The following is a 23,959-nucleotide window of genomic DNA, read 5'->3' as shown; positions in this document are numbered from 1 at the left end:
ATAAAACCGCCCTTTTTTATCGAGAGCAAATATTACTTTTTATTAGTTCTCTTTCAAAAAAAATATGAGTTTTAAAACTGTAATTAACACCGTGTTGTAAATAAATTTTCATGGAATTAAATAGAAAAAATAAAATTCACCCCTTAAAAACGACGGGAATATACGTTTTCGTATGCTTTATCATAGTATTAACATTTTCGGCATTTACAGGACAAGATGTTGAAAAACAAGAAAACAAATTTGTTGTGGTTTTAGATGCAGGCCACGGCGGAAAAGATTCTGGAAATACAGGAAGTGGTTTTAAAGAAAAAGATATTGCATTAAAAGTGGTGTTGCAAGTAGGAAAAGAACTTGAGAAAAACCCAAATATAAAGGTTATATATACTCGAAAAACCGATAAGTTTATAGATTTATTTGTTCGTGGTAAAATTGCCAATAAGGCGAATGCCGATTTATTTGTGTCTGTTCATTGTAACGCACATCGGGCGGGTTCCTCGGCACATGGCACCGAAACTTTTGTTTTAGGTACTCATCGAAATGAAACTAATTTTAATGTCGCAAAAAAAGAAAACTCGGTTATTTTTATGGAGGACGATTACGAGAAAAATTATAATGGTTTCGATCCAAATTCTCCCGAATCGGTAATGAGTATTCTTTTAAGTCAAGAAGAATATTTAGATCAAAGTATCATGTTGGCAAGTGCTATTCAAAAAAAGTTTACTTACGATTTAAAAAGAAAAAACAGAGGTGTAAAGCAAGCTGGATTTATTGTGTTACATCAAACGGTTATGCCTAGTGTTTTAGTCGAGTTAGGTTTTTTAACCTATAAACAAGAAGGCCAGTATTTAAACTCCAAAAAAGGGCAAAATCAAATTTCGACAGCCATAACAGATGCCATTTTAGATTATAAAGCAAAATTAGATGGTAATGTTGAAACAATTTATGAAAATAATATAACAGAAGATGTTGTAGACACCAATGGCATTTCATATAAAATTCAAATTGCGGCAAGTTCTAATGCGCTCGAAACAAAACCTTATAATTTTAATGGGCTAAATAATATTTCTCGAGTAAAAGAAGGTAACTTATATAAATATTTTTATGGTAACACCTCTAATTATGAGGAATCTAAAGTGTTAGAAGAACAAGCAAGAAAAAAAGGATACGGCTCGTGCTTTGTAGTTGCTTTTAAAGATGGCGAAAAAATAGATTTAGCAAAAGCCTTAAAATCGCAAGCAAATTAGTAACAGTTCTTTTTAAATTTATATTAAATTTGTTTAAAAAACATTTTTATTTTGAAGATATCAAAAGAAATCAAAACAGGTATTTTAGTATTATTAGGAATCATCCTTTTTATTTTTGGGTTTAACTATTTAAAAGGGCAAAACCTTTTAGAGTCTAATAATGTATATTATACCGAGTTTAATTATAATGCTTTAACGCCGTCGTCGGTAGTTACGGTAAAAGGAAATCCTGTTGGAAAAGTAACCGAAATTAAATACGACTATAAAACAGGAAAAACCAGAGTAGCTTTTTTTGTAAACGAACAATTAGTGTTTTCAAAAAACAGTAAAATTCGTATGTACGAAACAGGCTTAATGGGCGGTAACGGATTAGCCATTTTAGTTCGTAAAGACGGTGAAAGAGCAAAACCAGGCGATGTTTTAGAGTCTGAAGTAGAAGTTGGATTGGTAACGAGTTTATCAAAAAACTTTTCCGGTTTAAGTACCGATTTAGATCTTACCTTAAAATCGGCCGATACATTAATGTCTAACTTAAATAAGTTGGTAGAAGATGATTCTAGCCAAGGATTAAAGGCAACCATTTATGAGCTAAACGAAACCTTAAAGTCTTTTAAAGGTACATCAAATTCTGTAAACAGTTTAATTGGGAAAAATGATGCTAATATAGAAGCACTTTTAGCTAATTTTAAAACTATGAGTGCCGATTTAGCTGTTGTTATTACCGAATTAAAAGAAGCTAATTTAGGCAATACAGTTGCAACGCTCAATACAACTTTAGCAAATTTAAATAACGTTTTAGCAAAAGTGAATAGTAGTGATGGTACACTTGGTAAATTACTTCAAGACGATGCTTTGTATACTAATTTAGAAGGTGCCACAAAAGAACTAGAAGCACTTTTACAAGACATAAAATTGCATCCAAAACGATATTTTAGGATTTTATCGAAAAAAGAAATACCTTACCAAGAACCACAAACTAATTAAACTTAATGAACTTTATTCCCAATATTCTTTTTGTAATAGCACTCATTGCGGGAATAGGCTTTTTTGCTAAAAATGTAAAAAAGCTTATTCGTAATATTAAATTAGGTCAAGATGTCGATGTAAGCGATAATAAATCGCAGCGCTGGAAAAACATGGCGATGATTGCTCTTGGGCAAAGTAAAATGGTACGCAGGCCAATAGCAGGAATACTCCACGTAATTGTTTACATAGGTTTTATTATAATAAATATTGAAGTACTCGAAATTATAGTTGACGGTATTTTAGGCACCCATCGTGTTTTTTCATCTATAGGAAGTTTATACGGGGTTTTAATTGGTAGTTTCGAGGTATTGGCTTTGTTAGTTTTTGTCTCAGTTATTGTTTTTTGGATACGCCGAAATATTATAAAACTACAACGTTTCTGGAAAAATGAAATGAATGGTTGGCCAAAAAACGATGGCAACTTTATTTTGTATTTCGAAATGGTTTTAATGACCTTATTTTTGGTTATGAATGCTACCGATGTTCATTTTCAAGCCATGAATTCAGGCAATGTTATTAGCCAATTTATAGCACCTTTGTTTTCAGGGTTATCAGAAGGCGCACTTCATATTATCGAGCGCAGTGCTTGGTGGTTGCATATTTTAGGCATTTTGGTGTTTTTAAACTATTTATATTATTCAAAGCATTTGCACATCTTGTTGGCGTTTCCAAATACCTTTTATGCCAAACTAACACCAAAAGGACAGCTTAATAATTTGGAAGCTGTTACTAAAGAGGTAAAAATGATGATGGATCCTAATGCAGATCCGTTTGCAGCTCCTGCTGAAGGTGACGATGATGATGTACCCGCAAAATTTGGAGCTTCAGATGTAGCCGATTTAAATTGGGTACAACTCCTAAACGCTTATACTTGTACAGAGTGCGGACGATGCGCCAGCGAGTGTCCGGCAAATTTAACAGGTAAAAAGCTATCGCCACGAAAAATAATGATGGATACGCGCGATCGTTTAGAAGAGGTTGGAAAGAATATCGATGCCAATAACGGCGAGTTTAAAGACGATGGCAAACAATTGTTAGACGATTATATTTCTCGCGAAGAACTTTGGGCATGTACAACCTGTAACGCGTGTGTAGAGGCTTGTCCTGTAAGCATCAATCCGCTGTCAATAATTTTAGATATGCGTCGTTATTTGGTTATGGAGCAAAGTGCCGCACCTACCGAGTTAAATAATATGATGACAAATATTGAAAATAACGGAGCGCCATGGCCTTATAATCAAATGGACAGACTTAATTGGAAAGACGAGTAATGTATGAAAACCAAACTTATCATAGCGCTAATTTTATCTTTTGGTCTGTACCAAATGCAAGCGCAGGTAGGTTATCAAAAAGATTCGCTTCAAATTAAGGTTTACGCCACCATTCATTACACCGATGGCAATGCAAAATCTATTAAGGTAAAACATGTATTTTGCGATTATTGCTCCGATTATCAAAAGGAAAGAGTTTCAGAAGAAGCTAAACGCCAAACCTTTTTAATTCGAAATGCAAAAGGCGTTAGAATGTTAAATGGTATATATAGACACGCGGTTTATATTAGAGTTTCAAAAGAAGATTTTGCGAATTTAAAAGAAGAAGAGCAGCAACATCAAGACGAATCAAATGAAAAAATATCAAGTAAATATTAAAATGAAGTTTTTAAAAGTATGGTTTTTAACCTTAATATTATGTTTTAGTATTGCAGGTTTTTCACAAAGTGATGCTTCCGAAGTTCAACAAATCAAGGAAATTGCAAATGCCATGTTAAACGATGTCGCTACAAAAAACTACGATGCGCTTATCGATAAAATGCACCCCAAAGTGTTTTCAATTGTTCCTAAAGAATCTTTAAAAGAAGTTTTTAAAAGCACTTTTGAAGGAAATGGCATGTTGTCAATAGATATGTCAGAAGAAAAACCAGAGTTTAAAATTTCAGATATTTTTAATGTGCATGATACTTTAAAGTATGCTTTTATTTCTTACGATATGAAAATGAAAATGACTTTTAAAGACCAAGAGTTCGATGAAGCTTCGCAAGATATGATGAAAAACATGATGAAAGCCAAAGGAATGGACGTTAATTTTATTACTAATAATACCCTCGATGTTTTAGCAAATAATAGCATGACCATTGCTTTAAAAGATAAGGCAAGTAATAACCAATGGACGGTTTTAAACTACGATGCCGATTCGCCATTGGTGTACCAAATACTGCCTTCAGAATTGTTAGAAAAAGCAAAATATTATAAGCAAGATTTAATGCTTGAGAGTAAAAAGAAATCAGAATAAAATACTATGAGCGAGACATTAATAGTACCAACTATGGCCGATTTAATGGCCGCAGGAAAAACGCCCGAAATATTATTTTGGGTGGGTTCTGCTGGTAGTTACGACGATAGAGCAAAAAAAATAACACGTGCTTTTGTTAAAATTTTAAATAAAGCCAATGTAGATTTTGCAGTTTTAGGAACTGAGGAAAGTTGTACTGGCGATGCTGCTAAACGTGCTGGAAACGAGTTTCTGTTCCAAATGCAAGCGGTAACTAATATTGAAGTTCTAAATGCTTACGAAGTAAAAAAAATAGTTACTGCCGATCCGCATTCGTACAATACTTTAAAAAACGAATATCCTGAATTAGGAGGTAATTACGAGGTGTTACACCATACGCAATTTATAAAACAATTATTTGATGATGGGCGCATAAAACCATCAACATCAAATTACAATGGTACGCGTGTAACGTTTCACGATCCGTGTTATTTAGGTCGAGCTAATGGTGTTTACGAAGTGCCACGCGAATTACTAAAATTAGCAGGAGTAGAATTGGTAGAAATGAAACGCCACAAACGTACGTCCTTATGCTGTGGCGCTGGTGGTGCGCAAATGTTTAAAGAACCTGAAAAAGGAGATAAAGATGTTAATGTACTTCGTACCGAAGATGCGCTTAAAACCAACCCTAAAATTATTGCTACTGGTTGTCCGTATTGTAATACTATGATGACCGATGGTATAAAATTTAAAGAAAAAGAAAGAGAAATTGCGGTGTTAGATATCGCTGAAATTATTGCAAATTCGCAAGATTTATAAATTCATATGCTGACGAATTTATATTGATTGCAGTATACGTCAGGCAATTGTTATTTTAAAAAAAAATGCTAGTAGATTTTAATACATTACCAGAAACATCAATAGTTTGGATATACCAAGCGAATCGTTCTTTTTCGGAAGAAGAACTACAAGAACTACAAACTAAACTAGATACATTTATAGAAAGTTGGACCGCTCATGGTAACGATTTACAAGCAGGCTATACTATTAAATACAAGCGATTTATCGTAATAGGCTTAAATCAAGATCTTAACAAGGCAACGGGCTGTTCTATTGATGCTTCGGTGCGTTTTATTCAAGAATTAGAGCAAACGTATAAGGTCGATTTAATGGATAAAATGAATGTGTCGTACAAACAAGGCGAGTTTGTCGCTTATAAATCGTTAACCGATTTTAAAAAAATGGCCAAGGACAAAGCTGTTTCTAAAAAAACAATCGTGTTTAATAATCTTGTAGCCAATGTAGCCGAATTCAATGAAAATTGGGAAGTGCCAGCAAGCGAGAGTTGGCATAGTCGTTTTATTAAATAATTTAAAAGTAATTTACCTAAAAAAACTTTTATAATTCAATAAGAATAGGCATTTTTACAGCTTATTAGTGTTTTAAAAAATTATGGCTAACGATATTTTTTTACTGAATATTTCAGGACAAGATAAACCCGGTTTAACAGCAGAATTAACAAGTGTTTTAGCAGCTTACGATGGTAAAATACTCGATATTGGTCAGGCAAATATACATGACACCTTATCTTTAGGTTTAATGTTTGAAATTGAATCGGGCGAAAAATCTTCAGCAGTTCAAAAAGAATTACTTTTTAAAGCTTACGAACTTGGTGTAACTGCAAAATTTTCACCTATTTCATTGGCTAATTACGAAGATTGGGTGAGCCAACAAGGTAAAGATCGTTACATTGTTACTATTTTGGGAGAAAAGCTTGCGGCGAACCAAATAGCCGAAGTAACCAAAGTCATTTCAGAAAAAAACTTAAACATTGATGCGATTAAGCGTTTAACAGGGCGTTTATCGTTGGTTAAACAGGATGAATACCCAAGAGCATCCATCGAATTATCTATTCGTGGGCGCTTGGATAAAAAGTCAGATTTAACCGAAAAATTTATGCAAATTTCACGCGAATTAGATGTGGACATTGCATTTCAAGAAGATAATATTTACCGTAGAAACCGCCGTTTAGTATGTTTCGATATGGATTCTACACTTATTCAAACCGAAGTTATCGATGAGTTAGCAGAACTTGCAGGTGTTGGCGAACAAGTAAAAGCCATAACAGAAGCAGCGATGCAAGGCGAAATAGATTTTAACGAAAGTTTTAAACGCCGCATGAAACTTTTAGAAGGTTTAAGCGAAGAAGTGTTACAAGGTGTTGCCGAAAGATTACCTATTACAAAAGGTGCTCGCCGTTTAATTGATACTTTAAAAAGCTACGGTTTTAAAACAGCTATTTTATCGGGTGGTTTTACCTATTTTGGTCATTATTTGCAAAAAGAGTTGGGTATCGATTACGTATATGCTAACCAACTAGAAATAAAAGATGGTGCCTTAACAGGTAATTATTTAGGCGATATTGTTAACGGTGCTAAAAAAGCCGAATACCTTAAAGAAATTGCTGATAAAGAAGGCATACATATAAATCAAACCATTGCTGTGGGCGATGGTGCTAACGATTTACAAATGCTTAACTTAGCTGGTTTAGGGATTGCTTTTCACGCAAAGCCTAAGGTAAAAGATAATGCACAAAGTTCAATTTCTAGCATCGGACTCGATGGTGTATTGTATTTGTTAGGATACCACGACCGACACATCGATTTGTAATTATAAAAGGTTAATTATTTCTTTATAAATCTATCTTAAAGTCTTTTAAACTTCTTTTTAAAAGTAGTATTTTGGCATGATTATTTATGTAATAGTTTTGTTACATCATAATTATTAATTAATACTTTTTATGCGTTACTTAGTTTGCAGTATACTATATTTTCTGATTTTTTTTAATGCTTTTGGTCAAACAATAAACCCGTTGTTAACTACAGATGCCGAAGCTCAAAAAAAATGGGTTGATAGCGTTTATAATGCCATGACCTTGCAGGAAAAAGTAGGGCAACTGTATATGGTTCAGGTAATGTCTAACCACGATGAAACCAAGAAAAGAGAAATAATCGATATTATAAATAAGCACCACATTGGTGGTATTATTTATTCGCTTGGTGGCCCTGTAAGGCAAGCTAAACTGAATAACGAATTACAAGCTCTATCAAAAATTCCGTTGTTAATTGGTATGGATGCCGAATGGGGTTTAAGCATGCGTTTAGATTCTACTTATGCTTTTCCTTGGAATATGACATTAGGAGCGATAAAAAATCAAAATTTAATTGAAAGGACGGGAAAACATATTGGCGAACATTGTAAACGTTTAGGTGTACATTTCAATTTTGCGCCAGATGTAGATATTAATACAAATCCCGATAATCCTATTATTGGAAACCGTTCTTTTGGTGAAGATCGTGATAATGTTACCGAAAAAGCTTCAGCCTTTATGAAAGGTATGCAAGGTGCAGGTGTTTTAGGTAATGCAAAACATTTTCCAGGTCATGGCGATACAAATCAAGATTCACATAAAACCCTGCCATCTATCAGTTTTACTGAAAAGCGCATTGATTCTATTGAGCTTTATCCGTATAAAAAATTAATTAAAGAAGGACTTGCGAGCGTTATGGTAGCGCATTTAAATGTTCCTAGTTTAGACGATACAGGTTATCCTTCCTCTTTATCGAAACCAATTGTTACTGGTATTTTAAAAGAAAAATTAGGGTTTAAAGGACTTATTTTTACTGATGCTTTAACAATGAAAGGTGCCGCAAATTTCGATGAAGTTGGCGATATCGATTTGGCAGCTTTTGAAGCAGGAAACGATGTTATGTTGATGTCTGAAGATGTTGAAAAAGGCGTATCTAAAATTATTGAAGCTTATAATAATGGCGATATAACTGAAGAACGCTTATCACTTTCTGTTAAGAAAATTTTACAAGCAAAATACAAAGTTGGTTTGCATAATTACCAGCCAGTTGGATTGTATGATTTACCGAATGATTTAAATAGGCTAACCGATGATATGTTGTACGAAGAGCTTATGGAAAACGCCATAACCTTAGTACAAAATCGTTTAAATGTAGTGCCTATTCAAAATTTAGACAAGCAAAAATTAGCGTATGTAGGTTTGGGTGACGATAGTGGAGAGGCGTTTTTTAATGCTTTGAAGCGTTATGCTAAAATTCATAAAATAGAAGCTGATACTCCTAATAATTTTGAAGATTTAACTACTAAACTGCAATCTTATAATACCGTTATAATTGGTTTGCATCGCTCTAACGCTTCACCATGGAAAGCCTATAAATTTACTAAAGACCAAATTTCGTGGATAGAAGAAATAGCTAAAACGCATACAGTAATTTTAGATGTATTTGTAAAGCCTTATGCTTTAATGGATTTGAAGAATATTGATGATATTGAAAGCATTATAGTTAGTTATCAAAATAGTGAAATAGCCCAAGAAACATCAGCCGAAATTATTTTTGGTGCACTTGGAGCTAAAGGGCATTTACCTGTTTCGGCTGGAGACCATTTTGTTGTTGGCGAAGGGTTGCCGTCGGTTGCTTTTAAACGCTTAGGTTATAGCTATCCTGAACGTGTTGGTATGAGTTCCGAAAAATTAAAGCGCATCGATTCTGTGGCTAATGTGGCTGTAGATTCAATGATGACACCAGGAATTCAGTTGCTCGTAGCTAGAGAAGGTAAAGTTATTTACAACAAAAACTTTGGCAAACATACTTACAAAGGCGACGACATTGTAACCTCCGATGATATTTACGACTTAGCATCACTTACTAAAATTTTAGCCACTTTACCACTTGTTATGGAACTTGAAGAGCAAGGTGTGATTGATTTGGATACGAAGCTTTCAACTATTTTACCCGAATACAAAACGTCAAATAAGTCAAATGTAACTATAAAGAAAATGTTGTCGCATTATGCGCAGCTACGTCCTTGGGAACCGTTTTATTACAAAACATTAGATTCGGTTACAAAGCAACCTAGTGAAAAATATTATAGAAAAAAACGCAGTGATACTTTTAATATTGAGGTTGCTAAAAATTTATATTTACGTACTGATTATCAGGATTCTTTGCCCGAAATTATTAAAGATTCGGAGTTGTTAAGCAGATTGCGATACCGTTATAGTGATTTTCCTTATTACATTTTAAAGAAATTTATTGAACAACATTACGACCAATCTTTGGAAGATTTGGTACAATCACATTTTTATAAGCCATTAGGAGCAAGTTACACCATGTATAATCCGTACAAGCGCATAAGTAGTAAAAAAATTGTACCAACAGAAATTGACGATTATTATCGCTACCAAGAGGTACATGGTTATGTGCACGATATGGGAGCTGCTATGCAGAATGGAGTTGGTGGTCATGCTGGTGTGTTTAGTAATGCTAACGACGTGGCAAAAATCATGCAAATGTATTTGCAAAAAGGATTTTATGGCGGAAAGCAATTTTTAAAACCAGAAACGGTTGAAAAATTTAATAGATGTTATTTTTGCGATAACCATAACCGTAGAGGTGTAGGGTTCGACAAACCACAATTAGGCGAATCTGGACCAACCTGTGGCTGTGTTAGTATGACTAGTTTTGGGCATTCTGGATTTACAGGAACCTATACTTGGGCAGATCCAGAGGAAGAACTGGTTTATGTGTTTTTAGCCAATAGAACTTATCCAACATCGGCTGGAAAAAATTTATTATTAAGAGAAAATATTAGAACCGAAATTCAACGCTTAATTTATGAAGCAATTGAAAATTAGGTCACTTAAAGGTAACGTTTTAAGTCTATAAAAATTAAAAAATGAAAATAGGAATAGTGTGCTACCCAACATTTGGCGGTAGTGGTGTTGTAGCAACAGAATTAGGTTTAGAGCTTTCTAAACGTGGCCATGAGGTACATTTTATAACATACAATCAACCAGTAAGGTTAGAGCTAATTAGTAACAATGTGCATTACCACGAGGTAAATGTTCCTGAATATCCGTTGTTTCATTATCAACCATACGAGTTGGCTTTATCGAGTAAATTGGTAGATATGGTGAAGCTTTACAAGATTGATATTTTACACGTACACTATGCAATTCCGCACGCTTATGCTGCTTATATGGCAAAGAAAATGCTTCGTGAAGAAGGTATTTTTGTGCCTATTGTAACTACGCTTCATGGTACCGATATTACTTTAGTTGGGAATCATCCGTTTTACAAACCAGCAGTTACTTTTAGTATAAATAAATCTGATGCTGTAACAGCAGTTTCCGAAAGTTTAAAAAACGATACACTACGTTTATTCGACATAAAACGAGAGATAAATGTGGTGCCAAATTTTATCGATTTAACAAAATACCACGATCATTTTAATGATTGCCAACGCAGTATGATGGCAAAGCCCGAAGAGCGCATTGTAACGCATATTAGTAATTTACGCCCGGTAAAACGAGTGCAAGATGTAATTTCTGTGTTTTACAATATTCAAAAGGAAATGCCTGCAAAATTAATGTTGGTAGGCGAAGGGCCTGAGCGCGAAAAGGTGGAATTACGTTGTAAAGAACTCGGTATTTATGAGAAAGTTGTTTTTCTAGGGAAAAGTAACGAAATAGATAAGATTTTATGTTACAGCGATTTATTCTTATTACCATCTGAAGCAGAGAGCTTTGGTTTAGCGGCTTTAGAAGCTATGAGTTCTAGCGTGCCTGTAATTTCTAGTAATGCAGGAGGTATTTCTGAGGTAAATAAACAAGGCGTTACAGGCTTTTTAAGTAATGTAGGTGATGTAGATGATATGACTAAGAATGCGCTTTACATTTTAAAAGATGAAAAACGCTTAAATACATTTAAAGCTAATGCGAGAGCGGAAGCTAAAAAGTTCGATTTACATACTATTGTACCGCAATATGAAGCTATTTATGAAGATACCTTAACAAAATGCTTGGTACTGTAAAAAGTTAAATTCTAGACGTTAACCAAGTTTTAAACTCAAAAAAGTTTTGGGGTGCTACACCATGGCCAACAGGAAACTCGTTGTACTTGTGTTTTATATTTAAGCTATTAAGAAAAGGAGACGTCTGTTGCGCCCATTCTACAGGAATAACTTGGTCTACACTACCATGCGAAGTATAAATATCTAAATGACTGTAATCTTTAGTTTCTAAGTGGTCGCCTAAAATATCTTTATTAATGTAACCGCTTAAACCAATGACATTTTTAATTTTTTCAGGATATGTTAAGGCTACGGCAAAACTTAGAATGCAACCTTGACTAAAACCTAAAATTGAAACATTATTTTTATCAACAGGATAAGTTTCAACAGCTTTGTCAATAAAACTAGCAATTAAATCGCGCGATTGAATGGCTTGATCGTTATCGCTCCATTTACCTTTTTCAGCATCAAAATTTATTGCATACCAAGCGTTTCCGTATGGCTGCATAGGGTATGGCGCGCGTACCGAAATAATAAAAAGTTCTTCTGGTAACTCGGTTGCAAACGAAAACAAATCGTTTTCATCGCTTCCGTAACCATGAAACATGATTAACAAAGGTGCGTTTTCTTTTAAAGTTGATGGTCTTGTAATATGATAAAGTGGGAGAGACGTATTCATGTTTTTATTTTCCTATGTTAGCAAACCAATCTTGAAATAATTTTCCTAAATACGGCGTTAATTTAGTTTCACCTTTACTAGCGTTAATTAAACCATAAATCCAGAAAGCAAAAGTAATACACCAGCAAGCTGTACCTAACCAACTATTCACATATTTTTCTGTAACGTTCGAGAAAATTAGCATTAAAATTAAACCTAACATTTGTCGGCAATGAAATGCAATAAAAGGATTTTTTTTATTGGTATTCTGAAAAATAGAAATTATAAGTCCGATAAAAGTTAAATAAGCAACTATGCCTAATGTTTTTCCTTCTTGTATATCTTGGTTTGTCATGAATCTTAATTTATGAACGATTGATTGTTAGCTATAATACCATAAACTTTACCTTTTAAAGTTTCGTTTTCAAAAATGGCATTTTTAGAAGTTGAAACCACATTATTTTTAGTAAATGTGTATTTCTGGTCTGGATTAAATAAAGTTAAATCCGCTTGCTCACCTATGGCTATGGATGGCTTTTCCAAACCAAAACGTTTTGCGCCTTTGGTAAGCAACTCAACAGTTTTCTTGAGTGTAAATATATTTTGTAGGGCTCCAAAAGCACTTTCAAGACCAATAGAACCGTATTCAGCATGATCGAATTCTACTTTCTTTTGCTCAACATCTATAGGTGTGTGGTCGCTGGTAATCATGTCGATTGTGCCATCTTTTACTGCTCCAATTAAAGCATCAACATCGGTTTGTGTGCGTAAAGGCGGCATCACTTTGTAGTTGGTGTTAAAATCGGTTAAAACCTCGTCTGTGAAATATAAATTGTGAATGGCGACACTACAAGTTACATCTAATTTTTTCTGTTTAGCTTCACGAATCAATGCTACCGATTTTGCCGTAGAAATCGTTGGAATATGCAATTTTCCTCCTGTGTATTCTAATAAAAACAAATCGCGAGCCACATGCAATTCTTCAGCCAAAGCAGGAATCCCTTTTAATCCTAATTTGGTGCTTGTAATATGTTCGTTCATTACGCCTAAACCAGCTATTTTGCGTTCAAAAGGAAAGGAACAAACCAATCCGCCAAAATTACTGGCGTATTGCAAAGCAATCTTAACTAAATTCGGATTTTCAATCGGTTTTTTATAATCGTAAAACGCGATGGCGCCTGCGGTGTGCATATCGTAAAGTTCGGCTAAATCTTCACTATTACTTTTTACAGTAAGCGCGCCAATAGGTAACAAGTTTACAATGTTGTTCGCCGATTTTGCGTTTATAAAGGTGATATCTGCGTTGGAATCGATAATAGGATTAGAATTAGCATTAAGCGCAATGCTTGTAAACCCAGAAGATGCCGCTGTTTTTAATCCGTTTGCAATGGTTTCGCGTTCTTCGTAACCTGGTTCTCCAAAACTCACACTACTATCAAACCAACCTTGCGATACATGAAGGTTTTTTAAAGAAACTTCCTCGTAGTTTTTCGAGTTTTCAATGGATTTATCAATTTGGGTAATAACACCATTTTCAATTAAAATATCTTGAGTGGTGTTGTGAAAATCACTCTTAGAATCTAGTATTGTAGCAGATTTTACAAGTATGTTCATTTAAAGTATTTTAATATGAGCATTTCAATTAGCAATAATGCTAGCGCAAAAATAACAAACCATTTCCATAGCGCATTAACATTTGTGTTACTTTTTATGGTATCGAAAATAGCGGTAATTGAATTGCTGTAATTTATGTTTTCAATAGCTGATAAATCGCTGTAAACCAAATCACTTTCATTGCGGTTGTAATTAAAGCTAACGTTGCTAATGATTTCTGTTTTTCGGTTTACGTTATAAATTCCAGAAACTTCAGGGTTTTCGTTGGTGCTAACAACTACTTTATTATTGAAATACTGTTGTTTTGGAATAATATTGATGTCTTCATTTACAAGCGTGAGTACTTCATCTTGTTGTAATTGGGTGTCGATATCAAAAGTATTTTCTTGCCCTATAGTGTAATACAAATCAGGAATTTTGAAGCTTTGTTTTGCAATATTATATAAGGTTGGAACAATAAGCGGCGAATTTTTAAAGTTAGAATTTTCACTATTGAAGGCCGAAGCAAACACGTATGTATTTTGACGCTGACCAAGAAACAAGCTTTTATCTTCAAACTGTAAAATAGGCGCTATTCCAGCGGAAGCGATGTTATAAAAACTATTCACTTTAGGGTATTGAAAGTTGCTTACTTGCTTCTCGAAAACACCATTGTTGAATAACGGATGCCCATAATTTATAGTCGTTATGCGCTTTTCTGAAGTAATAAAATTTGAAAAGTTAAATTGAAACGCATTTAAAAACGGATTGTAAGCATCAATATTCGCATTGGTTGACGGAATTACAATTAACGCACCACCTTGATTGGTAAATTGTTTTAAAGTCGCGGTTAACGATACCGGAATGCTGTTCAACTCATTTAAAACAATCAAATTTTGCTCGGTAATGCTATTATAGTTTAATTGATTTATGGGCGTTGATGTATAATTAAACTCATCGTTGGTATAAATACGTTTTAAAAAGTCATCATCGTCACCATTAATAACTAAAACATTGATTTTTTTGGTGTCGTTTATGTTGAAAAATAAGGTGTTATCGAAATCTAAATTGGCATCATCAATTTCTATTTTACCATTTATTTTTTGGTTTGCAGGCAACGAAAAAGTGGTTTCGGCTTCTTTTTCAATTGAAACGGATGTTTTGGCAATTAACTTATCGCCATTAAATAATGAAATTGGTAGGTTTTCAACCGTAGCGCCGCTATTTTTTAAACGTACTTTTAGTTCTATAATACTTGCGGTGGTTTTGCTTATGTAAGCGCTATCAATAGCGATATTATTGGTGTTTACAGGTTCAAGTTGCACCAAATGCAATTGAGTTAGCGTATCATTTTTAGTTTCGAGATTTAACTCGCTTTTTTGAAAATCGCTAACCAAAATCAAGTTTCTTACGGTATTTTTTTTGTTTGAAAAACTAGATTTCCCTTTTAATAAAACCGCATCAATAGGTGTTGGATTCGCGGTATAATCTAACTGTAACAAATCATTTTTAATAGCTTTTATAGTGGTGTTTTTATAGCTGGAATTATTAGTGAAAATGGAGATGTTATCATCCTCAGGAATATTAGTAATAAGATCTTGTACAGCGCGCTTAAATAGTTCGCCTTTTGGGCCTTTGGCTTGCATGCTAAAGGAGTTATCCAGGTAAATTACGGTTTCTTTTTCGACTTTAAATGCATTTGTTTTTGCCGTAAAAGGTTGCGCAAAAGCTAATACTAAAGCGGCTAAAAGTAACATTCGGGTAAGTAGTAATAACCATTTTTTTAATTGTCTACTTTTTCGGGTTTGTTGTGTGGCTTCTTTTAAAAATGCAACATTTGTAAATGCTACTTTTTGAAACTTACGAAGCTGAAAAAGATGAACAATAATCGGGATGAGCAGAAGAAAAAGTGCGTAAAGAATTTCGGGGTGTTTAAACTGCATTCCTGTTTCGGGTTTGTCAAATATAGAAAATGCACACGACAAATTTTATCAACAAAAGAAAATATAATCAATTACAGGTTGCTTTTTTATCGTTGCCATGTATTTATGAATTTCTTTTTGCGCTATTTTGTTGGCTACCGTTACTATGCTTTGCGAGTTTTCAACCGAGGCTAAATTCATAAAAGGTTGTAGTGTAACGCCGTAAATGGCTTTACCAATTTTGTTAGGGTTATCGCAAATCCATGTAAATGGAATATCTTTTTCAACCAAGGTTTTAGCTATGAGTTTGCCTTTATGTCCTGCACCCCAAATCACCAAATTTTTATCTGGATTATAATCGATTTCTAAAAAATGCATCAATTTTAAATCGATAAAATGATTTAAAGCATAGTGCTCGTGCGTTCGCGAGGTTCGGTAACTGTAATCGCGCCAATAATGCAACAATTGGTTGTTAGGTATGCATTTGTATTGGTTTTTGTAAAACCTAAAAGTTAAATCGTAATCTTCTGGATATACATTGGGGTTAAAGGCATCACAAGCAATTAAATCTTCTCGATGAAGCATCCAACATGGCGAAGCAATAACACATTCTTTGTAAATTTCGTTGTAATTGCTTCCGGTTTTGGTGAGGTTGTTAATCCAAGTTTCGTATTGTTGGTAGCCGTCACTTATGCCAGCATCAGAGAAATATTTTACCAATCCTGTGGCAACATGTTGTTTTCCGTGGGTTTTCAGCTGATTTACTAAGACTTCAAGTTTATTATCCGTCATAATATCATCGCTATCCATTCGTGTAATAAATTCGCCCGTACTGGTTTTAAAAGCGAGTTTCAAGGCATCGATAATGCCACTTCCTGTGTTTTTAAGTAGCTTTATTCTCGGCTCATTTTCCGCGAAAGCGTTAACCACATCATAACTATTATCGGTAGAATGGTCGTCGATAATAAGTAATTCCCAATGCGGATACGTTTGGTTTAAAATAGATTGAATGCACTCACCAATAAAGGATTGCGTGTTTTTAAACGGTGTTAATATGCTTACCAAGTTTTTTTGCATGTGGCGAATATACAGAATTCTCATTTTAACAAAATATTAGTTGTTAAAACTGTAACATAATGGTACTTTGCACGTCACATGAAAAATTAAACGAATTAAAAATGACTATTAAATTTTATCCTGCGTTAATTGCGGCAGGACTTATTTTAGCAAGCTGTAGTTCTACAAAAACGGGCAACGATTTGGCCACGGCTTCACCAATTGAAACTTCAATAAATTTATCGAATGTAAGCGACGATAAAGCTCCGGTAACTATAAATCCTGGTCGTTTTGTTGCAGAAACCGTGACGTATAGATTACCAAGAGTGGTACAAGGAACTTATTCTGTGAGCGATTTTGGTAAGTATGTAGACGATTTTAAAGCGATAGATTACAACGGAAACGAATTGCCAGTAACAAAGGTTGATGATAATACTTGGACGATTACTAACGCGAAACAACTTGATAAAATCACCTATTTAGTTAACGATACTTTTGATGAAGAAAAAGTAGGTGGTATTGGTAAAGAAGTGCCATTTTCGCCATCGGGAACCAATATTGAACCAACGAATTACGTACTTAATTTACACGGATTTATTGGGTATTTCGATTCATTAAAGAACAATCAATACAAACTTGATGTTACTGCCGATGCTACTTTTGTGCGTACTTCGGCATTACAAACTATAAATTCTACCACTAGCGAAGATGGTAAAATGTTAACCACAAGCTATTTGGCACCACGTTATTTCGATATTACCGATAACCCAATGATGTATGGTAATTTAGATGTTGAAGAGTTTGAGGTTGGCGACATTAAAATTGTATTAAGTGTGTATTCGCCAAACAAAGTGCATTCGGCAAAATCGTTAAAAGAAACGGTTTATAAAATGATGGAAGCGCAAAAAGCGTATTTAGGCGATATTAATTCTACACCACGTTATGATATTTATTTATATCTATCGGAAGGAAAAGAAGACTCACCAAAAGGTTTCGGTGCTTTAGAACATCATACGTCTACGGTTGTGGTTTTACCAGAATCTATGGATGATGCGGCTTTAGCTGAAAGTATGACTGATGTGGTTTCGCATGAGTTTTTCCACATTGTAACGCCTTTAAGTGTACATTCTGAAGATGTGCATTACTTCGATTACAACAAACCAACATTCTCGAAGCATTTATGGATGTATGAAGGTGTAACCGAATATTTTGCAACCTTATTTCAAGTAGATCAAGGTTTGGTTGATGAAGAGGCTTTCTATAATAAAATTATGGAGAAAATTCAGTTTTCTAAGCAACGTTACAACGATGCTATGAGTTTTACTATAATGAGTGAAAATGTTTTAAAAGAACCTTACAAAGACCAATATGCTAACGTGTACCAAAAAGGAGCGTTAATTGGTATGTGTATTGACATTTTAATGCGTGAAGAAAGTAACGGACAACGCGGTAATTTATCGTTAATGAAAGAGTTATCGGGTAAATATGGTAAAAATAAGCCTTTTGAAGATGATAAATTAATTGAAGAAATTACAGCAATGACTTACCCAAGCATTGGTGAATTTTTAAATACTTACGTTGTTGGAGATATTCCTATTGATTACAATACCTTTTTTGAAAAAGTAGGTTTAGAAATAGGTGAAGGTAAAGTTGAAACCAATTATATTTTAATGAATGGTGCGCCAATTGTAAGTGGCGATCCTCAAAAAGGAACCATTTTCTTTACCGATGCTGTTGCAGAAAATAGTTTTTGGGCAGATAATGGCGCGTTACCAAACGACGTTATTAAAACCGTTGACGGTACTGCTTTAACAATGCAAAATGCAAACACTGTTTTACAACAAATTTTTGGTTGGAAACCAGGACAGGAGATAGAAGTGGTTTTAGTTAGAGATGGAAAAGAGGTAACCATAAAAACTACCGTTGAAAAAACATTTACAACAGGTTCTGGAATTATGGAAAATGAAGATGCTACCGATGCTCAAAAAGCATTACGCAAAGCATGGTTAAAAGGATAATACCCAGAAATAAAAGCATAAAAAAAGACTGGTTTCGCGACCAGTCTTTTTTGTTTTAATATGTTTTTTTAAAATAATTAAAGAGAAAGCATAGAATTAATTTTTCTCGTATTTCGCTGCTTTACCATTGCTTAACGAGCTTTTAATAAATGCTCTAATGTCGTCGTTTGCGGTAATTAAATCTTCGTTACGTAAGTACATCATGTGTCCGCTACGGTAGCCTTTAAAAGTAAAACGATCTTTCATTTTACCACTTGGGTCTACTTGCCACATTGTGTATTTCGCACCAAAATAAGTGGTTGCGCCATCGTAATATCCCGATTGTATCATCACTTTTAAATATGGGTTTTGCGCCATAGCTTCACGCAAATCGTCACGTGTGTTGTTTCTAGAATTATCCCAAGGATGTACATCGCCAAACATATAATATTTCTCGTCGGTTTTAAAGTTTAAATGTTCGCGAATGTAATAGTTAATTGCTGGTGTAAATGAGTGGTTCCATGAGCTTAATTCAGCATTGTAGTCTGGTCGAGTACCCGCTTCGGTTCTGTCGATTCCTAAATAACGAGAATCTAGGCGACCTATGGTTTGTCCTGTTTCATCGCGAAGTAATTCTTTCCAGAAAAAAGATGCAGGTACTTCTAAATTATGTTGTAAAATAGAAGTTTCAGACAATCCTGAATAATAAGCCATCTTTTGGGCAACACTAAGTTTTTCTTCTTCAGAAATAAATCCGCCTTTAGCAATTGCAGGCATTAATTTATTAATGGTAAATTCTTCAACTTCAGGTAAAATTTCTAGTAAATCCTTCTGCTGTAAAGCATCAGGTAACACTTTTTGATACCAAGCAGCAGCAGCATAATACGGTAAGTTTAATGAAGAATAAACAGGTTGCCCAGTGTTGTACAATTTATAATCGGCAGGCGATACCATAATCACGCCGTTTAAATACATCCATTGGCTATTTTGTAACTCGTTTGCTAATCCCATAACACGCGTGCCACCGTAACTTTCACCGATGATATATTTAGGCGATTCCCATCTGTTTTTACGTGTCACAAAGGTGTTAATCCATTCGGATAGATATTTAATATCGGCGTTAATACCAAAAAACGTGTCTCGGTTTGGTAATTTTCCATCTTTATCGGCAATCATTCTAGAATATGCGGTGTTTACTGGGTTTACGTAAACAATATCAGCAACATCTAAAATTGAATTCGGATTATTTTTTACGCCATAAGGTTGCACGGGGTAACCTTCACTATCAATGTTTAAAACTTTAGGGCCAGTGTACGCAATATGCATCCAAACCGAAGCCGAACCTGGACCACCGTTAAAAGAGATAACAAGCGGACGATTAGCACGATCCTTTACATTGTTACGTTCGTAATACGTGTAGTAAAGTGTTGCCATAGGTTCGCCTTTACTGTTCCAAACAGGTTGTGTTCCTGTAGTGGCTTTGTATGAAATACTAGTGCCTTTAATGGTTGTTGTATGATTGGTAACAACCATGGTATCGACAGGTATTTTTCGATTTTGAGCAAAAGTTAAGGTAATAGTGAGCGTTATTAAGACGGAATAAAAGTGTTTCATTTGGTTTTGATTGATTAGTTATGATTAAAATTATTTGTGTTCTCTATTTTAATATACTGAATTTAAATGTTGTGCCTTCATTTATTATTGATGATACTTCAATGGTGCCATTAAGTTTGGTAATAAGCGATTTTACTGTAAATAGACCAATACCAGTACCTTTATTTCCGTGTTTATCAGCTTCGTGAGCGGTATTAAATAAATCGAAAAGCGCCTCTTGTTTATTTTGGTCTATGCCTTTTCCGTTGTCTTTTACATAAAAAATGTGGTGTGTTTCATTTTCTTCATAATCAATTGAAACTACGGGCTTTTCTTTGAAATTATATTTAAATCCGTTATCGACTAAATTGAGTAATATTTGCTCTAAAACGTAGGTGTTTACATTTTTAAGAGTGCCGTTGTGTAACAGTTTAAAGTTGTTTTCGTTTAAGCTTAAAATCGTTTTTATAGATTGATAAACATCTGCAAGTTTGGTTTCTTTCTTGTCTTTTTCAAGTAAAGATTCACTTTTATAGTGCTTTAAAATCCCATCGATGTAAGCGCGAAGCGTATCGGCAGATTCTTCAATAAAATTTAAATACTCTAAATTTATTTCGGGGTAAGTTTCAATTAATTCACTTTTAAATAAATGTGATAATGAGGTAATGTTTGCCAAAGGCGATTTTAAATCGTGCGATACCTTATTGGCAAAAGTTTTTAAGGTGTTATGGCGTTCTTCAAGCGATTCTAGGGTTTCATTAAGCACTTTGTTTTTTAAACGCAATTCAAACAAGTTAACCACTTGTTTTGCTAAAATAATTAAGGCTTCTTTCTGTTTTTCGCTAAGTTTACGTGGCTCAACATCATATATACATAGTGTTCCAAGCGCATAACCATTAGGGTTTATTAATGGCACACCAGCATAAAATTTTACATTATTTTCGGTAATTATTGGGTTGTCGAAAAAGCGTTCGTCTTTTGTGGCATCTTCAACAATAAAAATGGGGTTATTATCTAAAATGGCATGACCACAAAACGAAATATTTCTAGGCGATTCGTTAAAGGTTAAACCATGATGCGATTTTAAATAATTACGTTCGGTATCTAACAGGGTAATTATTGATATGGGAACATCACAAATACTAGCTGTTAAACTAGTAATGTTGTCGAAATCTGGCTCAGGTAAGGTATCCAAAAGGTTATAATTTCTAACAGCCTCAATACGTTGGGGCTCGTTAGAAGGTATACTTGGTTTAATCATAAGTAGGCATTATAAGTTAATTATACCTACGTAAATATAGAACAAAGAGTTTTTATTAAATGTTAAAATTTCTCAAAAACTCCTAAGCCAAATAGCGCAAAGTCATATTTAACGGGATCTATTTCGTCTAATATTCTTAAGTTATAATCTAGTTCGCTCAAAGCCTTTGAGTCGTTTTGTTTTCTACTTAACAAATTTAATTTTCGAGCAACGTTGCCCGAATGCACGTCGAGTGGGCAGGACAGTTGGCTAGGAGCAATGCTATTCCATATACCAAAATCTACACCGGCATTGTCTTTTCTTACCATCCAACGCAGGTACATGTTTATACGTTTTGCTGCCGAATTTTTTAAAGGATCGCTAATGTGTTTTTGGGTTCGTGGTAAATGCTCAACTTCAAAAAACACAGTTTTAAATTTAGAAATAGCTTCTTGAAGATTATTGGTATTTAGTTTATTAAACAAACTTTCTAAACCATTATGGTTTTTATAAATATGCTGTAAAGCACGAATAAATGTAATGCAATCGGTACCATTAAAGGTGCGGTGTACAAAGTTTTCTAGCTTTTGTAAATCGTTTTCTTCATGGTTTATAATAAAATCGTGAGGTGCATCATCTAAAAAATGCATTAACTTTTTAGCGTTGTTAATTATGCTTTTACGATTTCCCCAGGCAATAGTTGCAGTTAAAAAACCTGAAATTTCAATATCTTCTTTTTTACTGAATTGATGCGGAATTTGTATTGGGTCGCTTTCTATAAATTTAGGGTTATCATAGATTTCAACCTTTTCGTCTAAAAAATCTTTTAATTCTAAAATAGATTTGTTGCTAGCCACAGAATTTTTTTTTCAAAAATAGCAACAGTTTCTTAAACGGCTATTCAATACGCATGTAATTTTCGGCTAAAATTCTATCGCCATTTTCGTCTAATTCAATTTGGCTGTAGCTATCTTTATCTAAATCAAGTTCAAAATAAAAATCATGGCCATGTTCGCCATCAATATATTTATTTACAACATTGGATCCAAAAACAAGATTTTCATGCAAAGTGCTATCGGTAGTATCATAATCGCCATAACCAAAAAAATCGGTAGAATCTAGCTTGTTTAAACGGCTCCACATTACTTTTGTTGGTGTATACACTTTTATTTGTTTATAGGCATCGCTACTCAGAAACGAATCAACAATTTTATTGTCTCTGTAATTATAATATCCAACCATTTGCCAAACGCCAACTAAAGTATGTTGTTCTTTTGCAACCTGTGCATCAATAGTTGGGTTTTTTGTATCGGTTTTACAAGAAATAAAAAGGCAAGCAATTAAGGCGGTAGTAGTAATAAATAGTTTCATAATGAGCTGATTTTAGTGTGTTGGTACTACCTGTAATTTACGAAAAAAATGTAATATTATAACTAATAGTTTTTTATAGATTTTTTTTAAACTTTATGATAATACCGACGAAATACCATTTAAGTGCAAATAAATCAATAGCTTAATCATAAATAATACAATATAAATGGCATTTTTCGTTATTTACAAAACAAAAACTTTAGTTATGAAAAAAATTTTGGTTCTTATTTTGGTGAGTGTCTTTTTTAGTTGCGATACGGAAACAGCGAGTAATACAACAAATCCTACCTCGGCTGTTGAGGCTTTAACCGAATATGTTACTATAAACAAAGTATTTCAAGATGTTGGTAATAATAGTGGCGATAATGTGTTAAGCGCTGAAACTTCGGCTTCTGCAAGATCAACGAGTCATAAGGGCGATGCAACGGTGACCATTGAGCCTTACGATTTAACTAGTTTTCCAAAAACTATAACCATCAATTACGGTGATGGTGTTTTAGGGCCAGACGGTATAACTCGAAAAGGTATTGTAACTATTGTTTCAACCAATTGGTATCGTGTTGAGGGAAGCACGCATACAACTACTTTTACAAATTTTTATCACAACGATTTTAAAGTTGAAGGCACACATATTGCTGAAAACTTAGGTGAAAATAACAAGGGTAATTTGCAATTTGAAGTTACAATTACCAATGGAAAAATTACAAATAACGAAAACCAAAGTATTTATTATACCGAGAATGTAACACGAACTTGGATTGCAGGAGATAATACGCCACTTTATATTTGGGATGATGAATATTTATTAGAAGGTATACAATCGGGTATTAGCTCGAAAGGCGTAAATTATACCTTAACCACCGATGAAGCTTTGCATTTTACTTTATTACCTCGAAATATAGAATCAGGAATATTAGATGTCACTTTAGGGGTATTTAATGGGATAAAAATTGATTATTCAGAATCTACTATAACTATTTTAGGTGTTGTTTATCCGTTTGAAAATTGAAAGTAAGTAGAAAATTAAAAATGTAAGGTCTTCTAAAAAACTACATTTTTGTCAATCTGAGTTTGTTTAACATCCTGAAGTAAAATCGGAATGACAGATT

The 23,959-nt window shown here is 34.0% G+C and carries 21 protein-coding genes; 12 read left to right on the top strand and 9 right to left on the bottom strand.

What is annotated here, in order from left to right; genetic code table 11:
- Positions 1-110: 110 nt before the first annotated feature.
- The 10 genes from PK35_RS08665 (at position 111) to bshA (ending at position 11,441) form a co-directional block, all read left to right on the top strand.
- Positions 111-1,244, top strand: coding sequence for an N-acetylmuramoyl-L-alanine amidase (locus PK35_RS08665; RefSeq protein ID WP_044626305.1), 1,134 nt, complete (start codon positions 111-113; stop codon positions 1,242-1,244).
- A 51-nt stretch (positions 1,245-1,295) separates the two neighbouring features.
- Positions 1,296-2,228: an MlaD family protein gene (locus tag PK35_RS08660; RefSeq protein ID WP_044626304.1), complete on the top strand. Its 933-nt coding sequence runs from the start codon at positions 1,296-1,298 to the stop codon at positions 2,226-2,228.
- 5 nt (positions 2,229-2,233) lie between these two features.
- Positions 2,234-3,541: a 4Fe-4S dicluster domain-containing protein gene (locus PK35_RS08655; protein WP_044626303.1), complete on the top strand. Its 1,308-nt coding sequence runs from the start codon at positions 2,234-2,236 to the stop codon at positions 3,539-3,541.
- A 3-nt stretch (positions 3,542-3,544) separates the two neighbouring features.
- Positions 3,545-3,919 carry a hypothetical protein gene (locus tag PK35_RS08650; protein WP_052825938.1) on the top strand — a complete coding sequence of 125 codons (375 nt, stop codon included), beginning with the start codon at positions 3,545-3,547 and terminating at the stop codon, positions 3,917-3,919.
- A complete protein-coding gene (locus PK35_RS08645) occupies positions 3,894-4,559 on the top strand; it encodes a hypothetical protein (protein WP_044626302.1) in 666 nt (221 codons plus the stop codon). The genes PK35_RS08650 and PK35_RS08645 overlap by 26 nt, the downstream gene beginning before the upstream one ends.
- Before the next feature lie 6 nt (positions 4,560-4,565).
- Entirely contained in the window at positions 4,566-5,357 is a 792-nt protein-coding gene (locus tag PK35_RS08640; protein ID WP_044626301.1) for a (Fe-S)-binding protein, read from the top strand.
- Positions 5,358-5,422: 65 nt separating this feature from the next.
- Complete coding sequence (locus tag PK35_RS08635; RefSeq protein ID WP_044626300.1) at positions 5,423-5,908, top strand: ABC transporter ATPase; 486 nt, start codon at positions 5,423-5,425, stop codon at positions 5,906-5,908.
- An 82-nt stretch (positions 5,909-5,990) separates the two neighbouring features.
- Positions 5,991-7,208 (top strand): phosphoserine phosphatase SerB, encoded by a 1,218-nt coding sequence (gene serB / locus PK35_RS08630; RefSeq protein ID WP_044626299.1) that lies wholly within the window; start codon positions 5,991-5,993, stop codon positions 7,206-7,208.
- A gap of 130 nt (positions 7,209-7,338) precedes the next feature.
- Positions 7,339-10,263: a serine hydrolase domain-containing protein gene (locus tag PK35_RS08625; RefSeq protein ID WP_044626298.1), complete on the top strand. Its 2,925-nt coding sequence runs from the start codon at positions 7,339-7,341 to the stop codon at positions 10,261-10,263.
- 41 nt (positions 10,264-10,304) lie between these two features.
- The gene (gene bshA, locus PK35_RS08620) at positions 10,305-11,441 is read left to right on the top strand and encodes an N-acetyl-alpha-D-glucosaminyl L-malate synthase BshA (protein WP_044626297.1); all 1,137 of its coding nucleotides are present in this window, start codon (positions 10,305-10,307) and stop codon (positions 11,439-11,441) included.
- Positions 11,442-11,445: 4 nt separating this feature from the next.
- On the opposite strand, the gene PK35_RS08615 is transcribed toward bshA, so the two are convergent.
- From PK35_RS08615 to PK35_RS08595, 5 genes are read right to left on the bottom strand one after another with little or no spacing between them, the layout of a single operon-like run.
- A complete protein-coding gene (locus tag PK35_RS08615; protein WP_044626296.1) occupies positions 11,446-12,099 on the bottom strand; it encodes an alpha/beta hydrolase in 654 nt (217 codons plus the stop codon).
- Between the two features lie 4 nt (positions 12,100-12,103).
- Positions 12,104-12,433 (bottom strand): hypothetical protein, encoded by a 330-nt coding sequence (locus PK35_RS08610; protein WP_044626295.1) that lies wholly within the window; start codon positions 12,431-12,433, stop codon positions 12,104-12,106.
- A gap of 5 nt (positions 12,434-12,438) precedes the next feature.
- On the bottom strand, positions 12,439-13,692 hold the full coding sequence (locus PK35_RS08605; RefSeq protein WP_044626294.1) for a dihydroorotase: 1,254 nt from the start codon (positions 13,690-13,692) through the stop codon (positions 12,439-12,441).
- A complete protein-coding gene (locus PK35_RS08600; RefSeq protein WP_044626447.1) occupies positions 13,689-15,614 on the bottom strand; it encodes a BatA domain-containing protein in 1,926 nt (641 codons plus the stop codon). Before PK35_RS08600 ends, PK35_RS08605 begins: the two co-directional genes overlap by 4 nt.
- Positions 15,615-15,662: 48 nt before the next feature.
- Entirely contained in the window at positions 15,663-16,694 is a 1,032-nt protein-coding gene (locus PK35_RS08595) for a glycosyltransferase family 2 protein (protein ID WP_238320903.1), read from the bottom strand.
- Positions 16,695-16,771: 77 nt separating this feature from the next.
- On the opposite strand from PK35_RS08595, the gene PK35_RS08590 reads away from it, so the two are divergent.
- Positions 16,772-18,667: a M61 family metallopeptidase gene (locus PK35_RS08590; protein ID WP_044626446.1), complete on the top strand. Its 1,896-nt coding sequence runs from the start codon at positions 16,772-16,774 to the stop codon at positions 18,665-18,667.
- A 96-nt stretch (positions 18,668-18,763) separates the two neighbouring features.
- On the opposite strand, the gene PK35_RS08585 is transcribed toward PK35_RS08590, so the two are convergent.
- The 4 genes from PK35_RS08585 to PK35_RS08570 form a co-directional block, all read right to left on the bottom strand.
- Positions 18,764-20,260, bottom strand: a complete 1,497-nt coding sequence (locus PK35_RS08585; RefSeq protein WP_044626292.1) for a S10 family peptidase — start codon at positions 20,258-20,260, stop codon at positions 18,764-18,766.
- A gap of 43 nt (positions 20,261-20,303) precedes the next feature.
- On the bottom strand, positions 20,304-21,500 hold the full coding sequence (locus tag PK35_RS08580) for a sensor histidine kinase (RefSeq protein WP_044626291.1): 1,197 nt from the start codon (positions 21,498-21,500) through the stop codon (positions 20,304-20,306).
- A 62-nt stretch (positions 21,501-21,562) separates the two neighbouring features.
- Positions 21,563-22,336, bottom strand: a complete 774-nt coding sequence (locus tag PK35_RS08575; RefSeq protein WP_044626290.1) for a TIGR02757 family protein — start codon at positions 22,334-22,336, stop codon at positions 21,563-21,565.
- A 40-nt stretch (positions 22,337-22,376) separates the two neighbouring features.
- Positions 22,377-22,850, bottom strand: coding sequence for a hypothetical protein (locus PK35_RS08570; protein WP_052825936.1), 474 nt, complete (start codon positions 22,848-22,850; stop codon positions 22,377-22,379).
- Positions 22,851-23,055: 205 nt separating this feature from the next.
- Between PK35_RS08570 and PK35_RS08565 the strand changes: the two genes are divergently transcribed.
- Positions 23,056-23,859: a hypothetical protein gene (locus tag PK35_RS08565; RefSeq protein ID WP_131474403.1), complete on the top strand. Its 804-nt coding sequence runs from the start codon at positions 23,056-23,058 to the stop codon at positions 23,857-23,859.
- Positions 23,860-23,959 lie beyond the last annotated feature (100 nt).

This window comes from Neotamlana nanhaiensis, assembly GCF_000943555.1.
Lineage (GTDB): Bacteria > Bacteroidota > Bacteroidia > Flavobacteriales > Flavobacteriaceae > Neotamlana > Neotamlana nanhaiensis.
The sequence above is the reverse complement of the archived record's forward strand: the minus strand, read 5'-3'. Positions and strand labels throughout refer to the sequence as shown.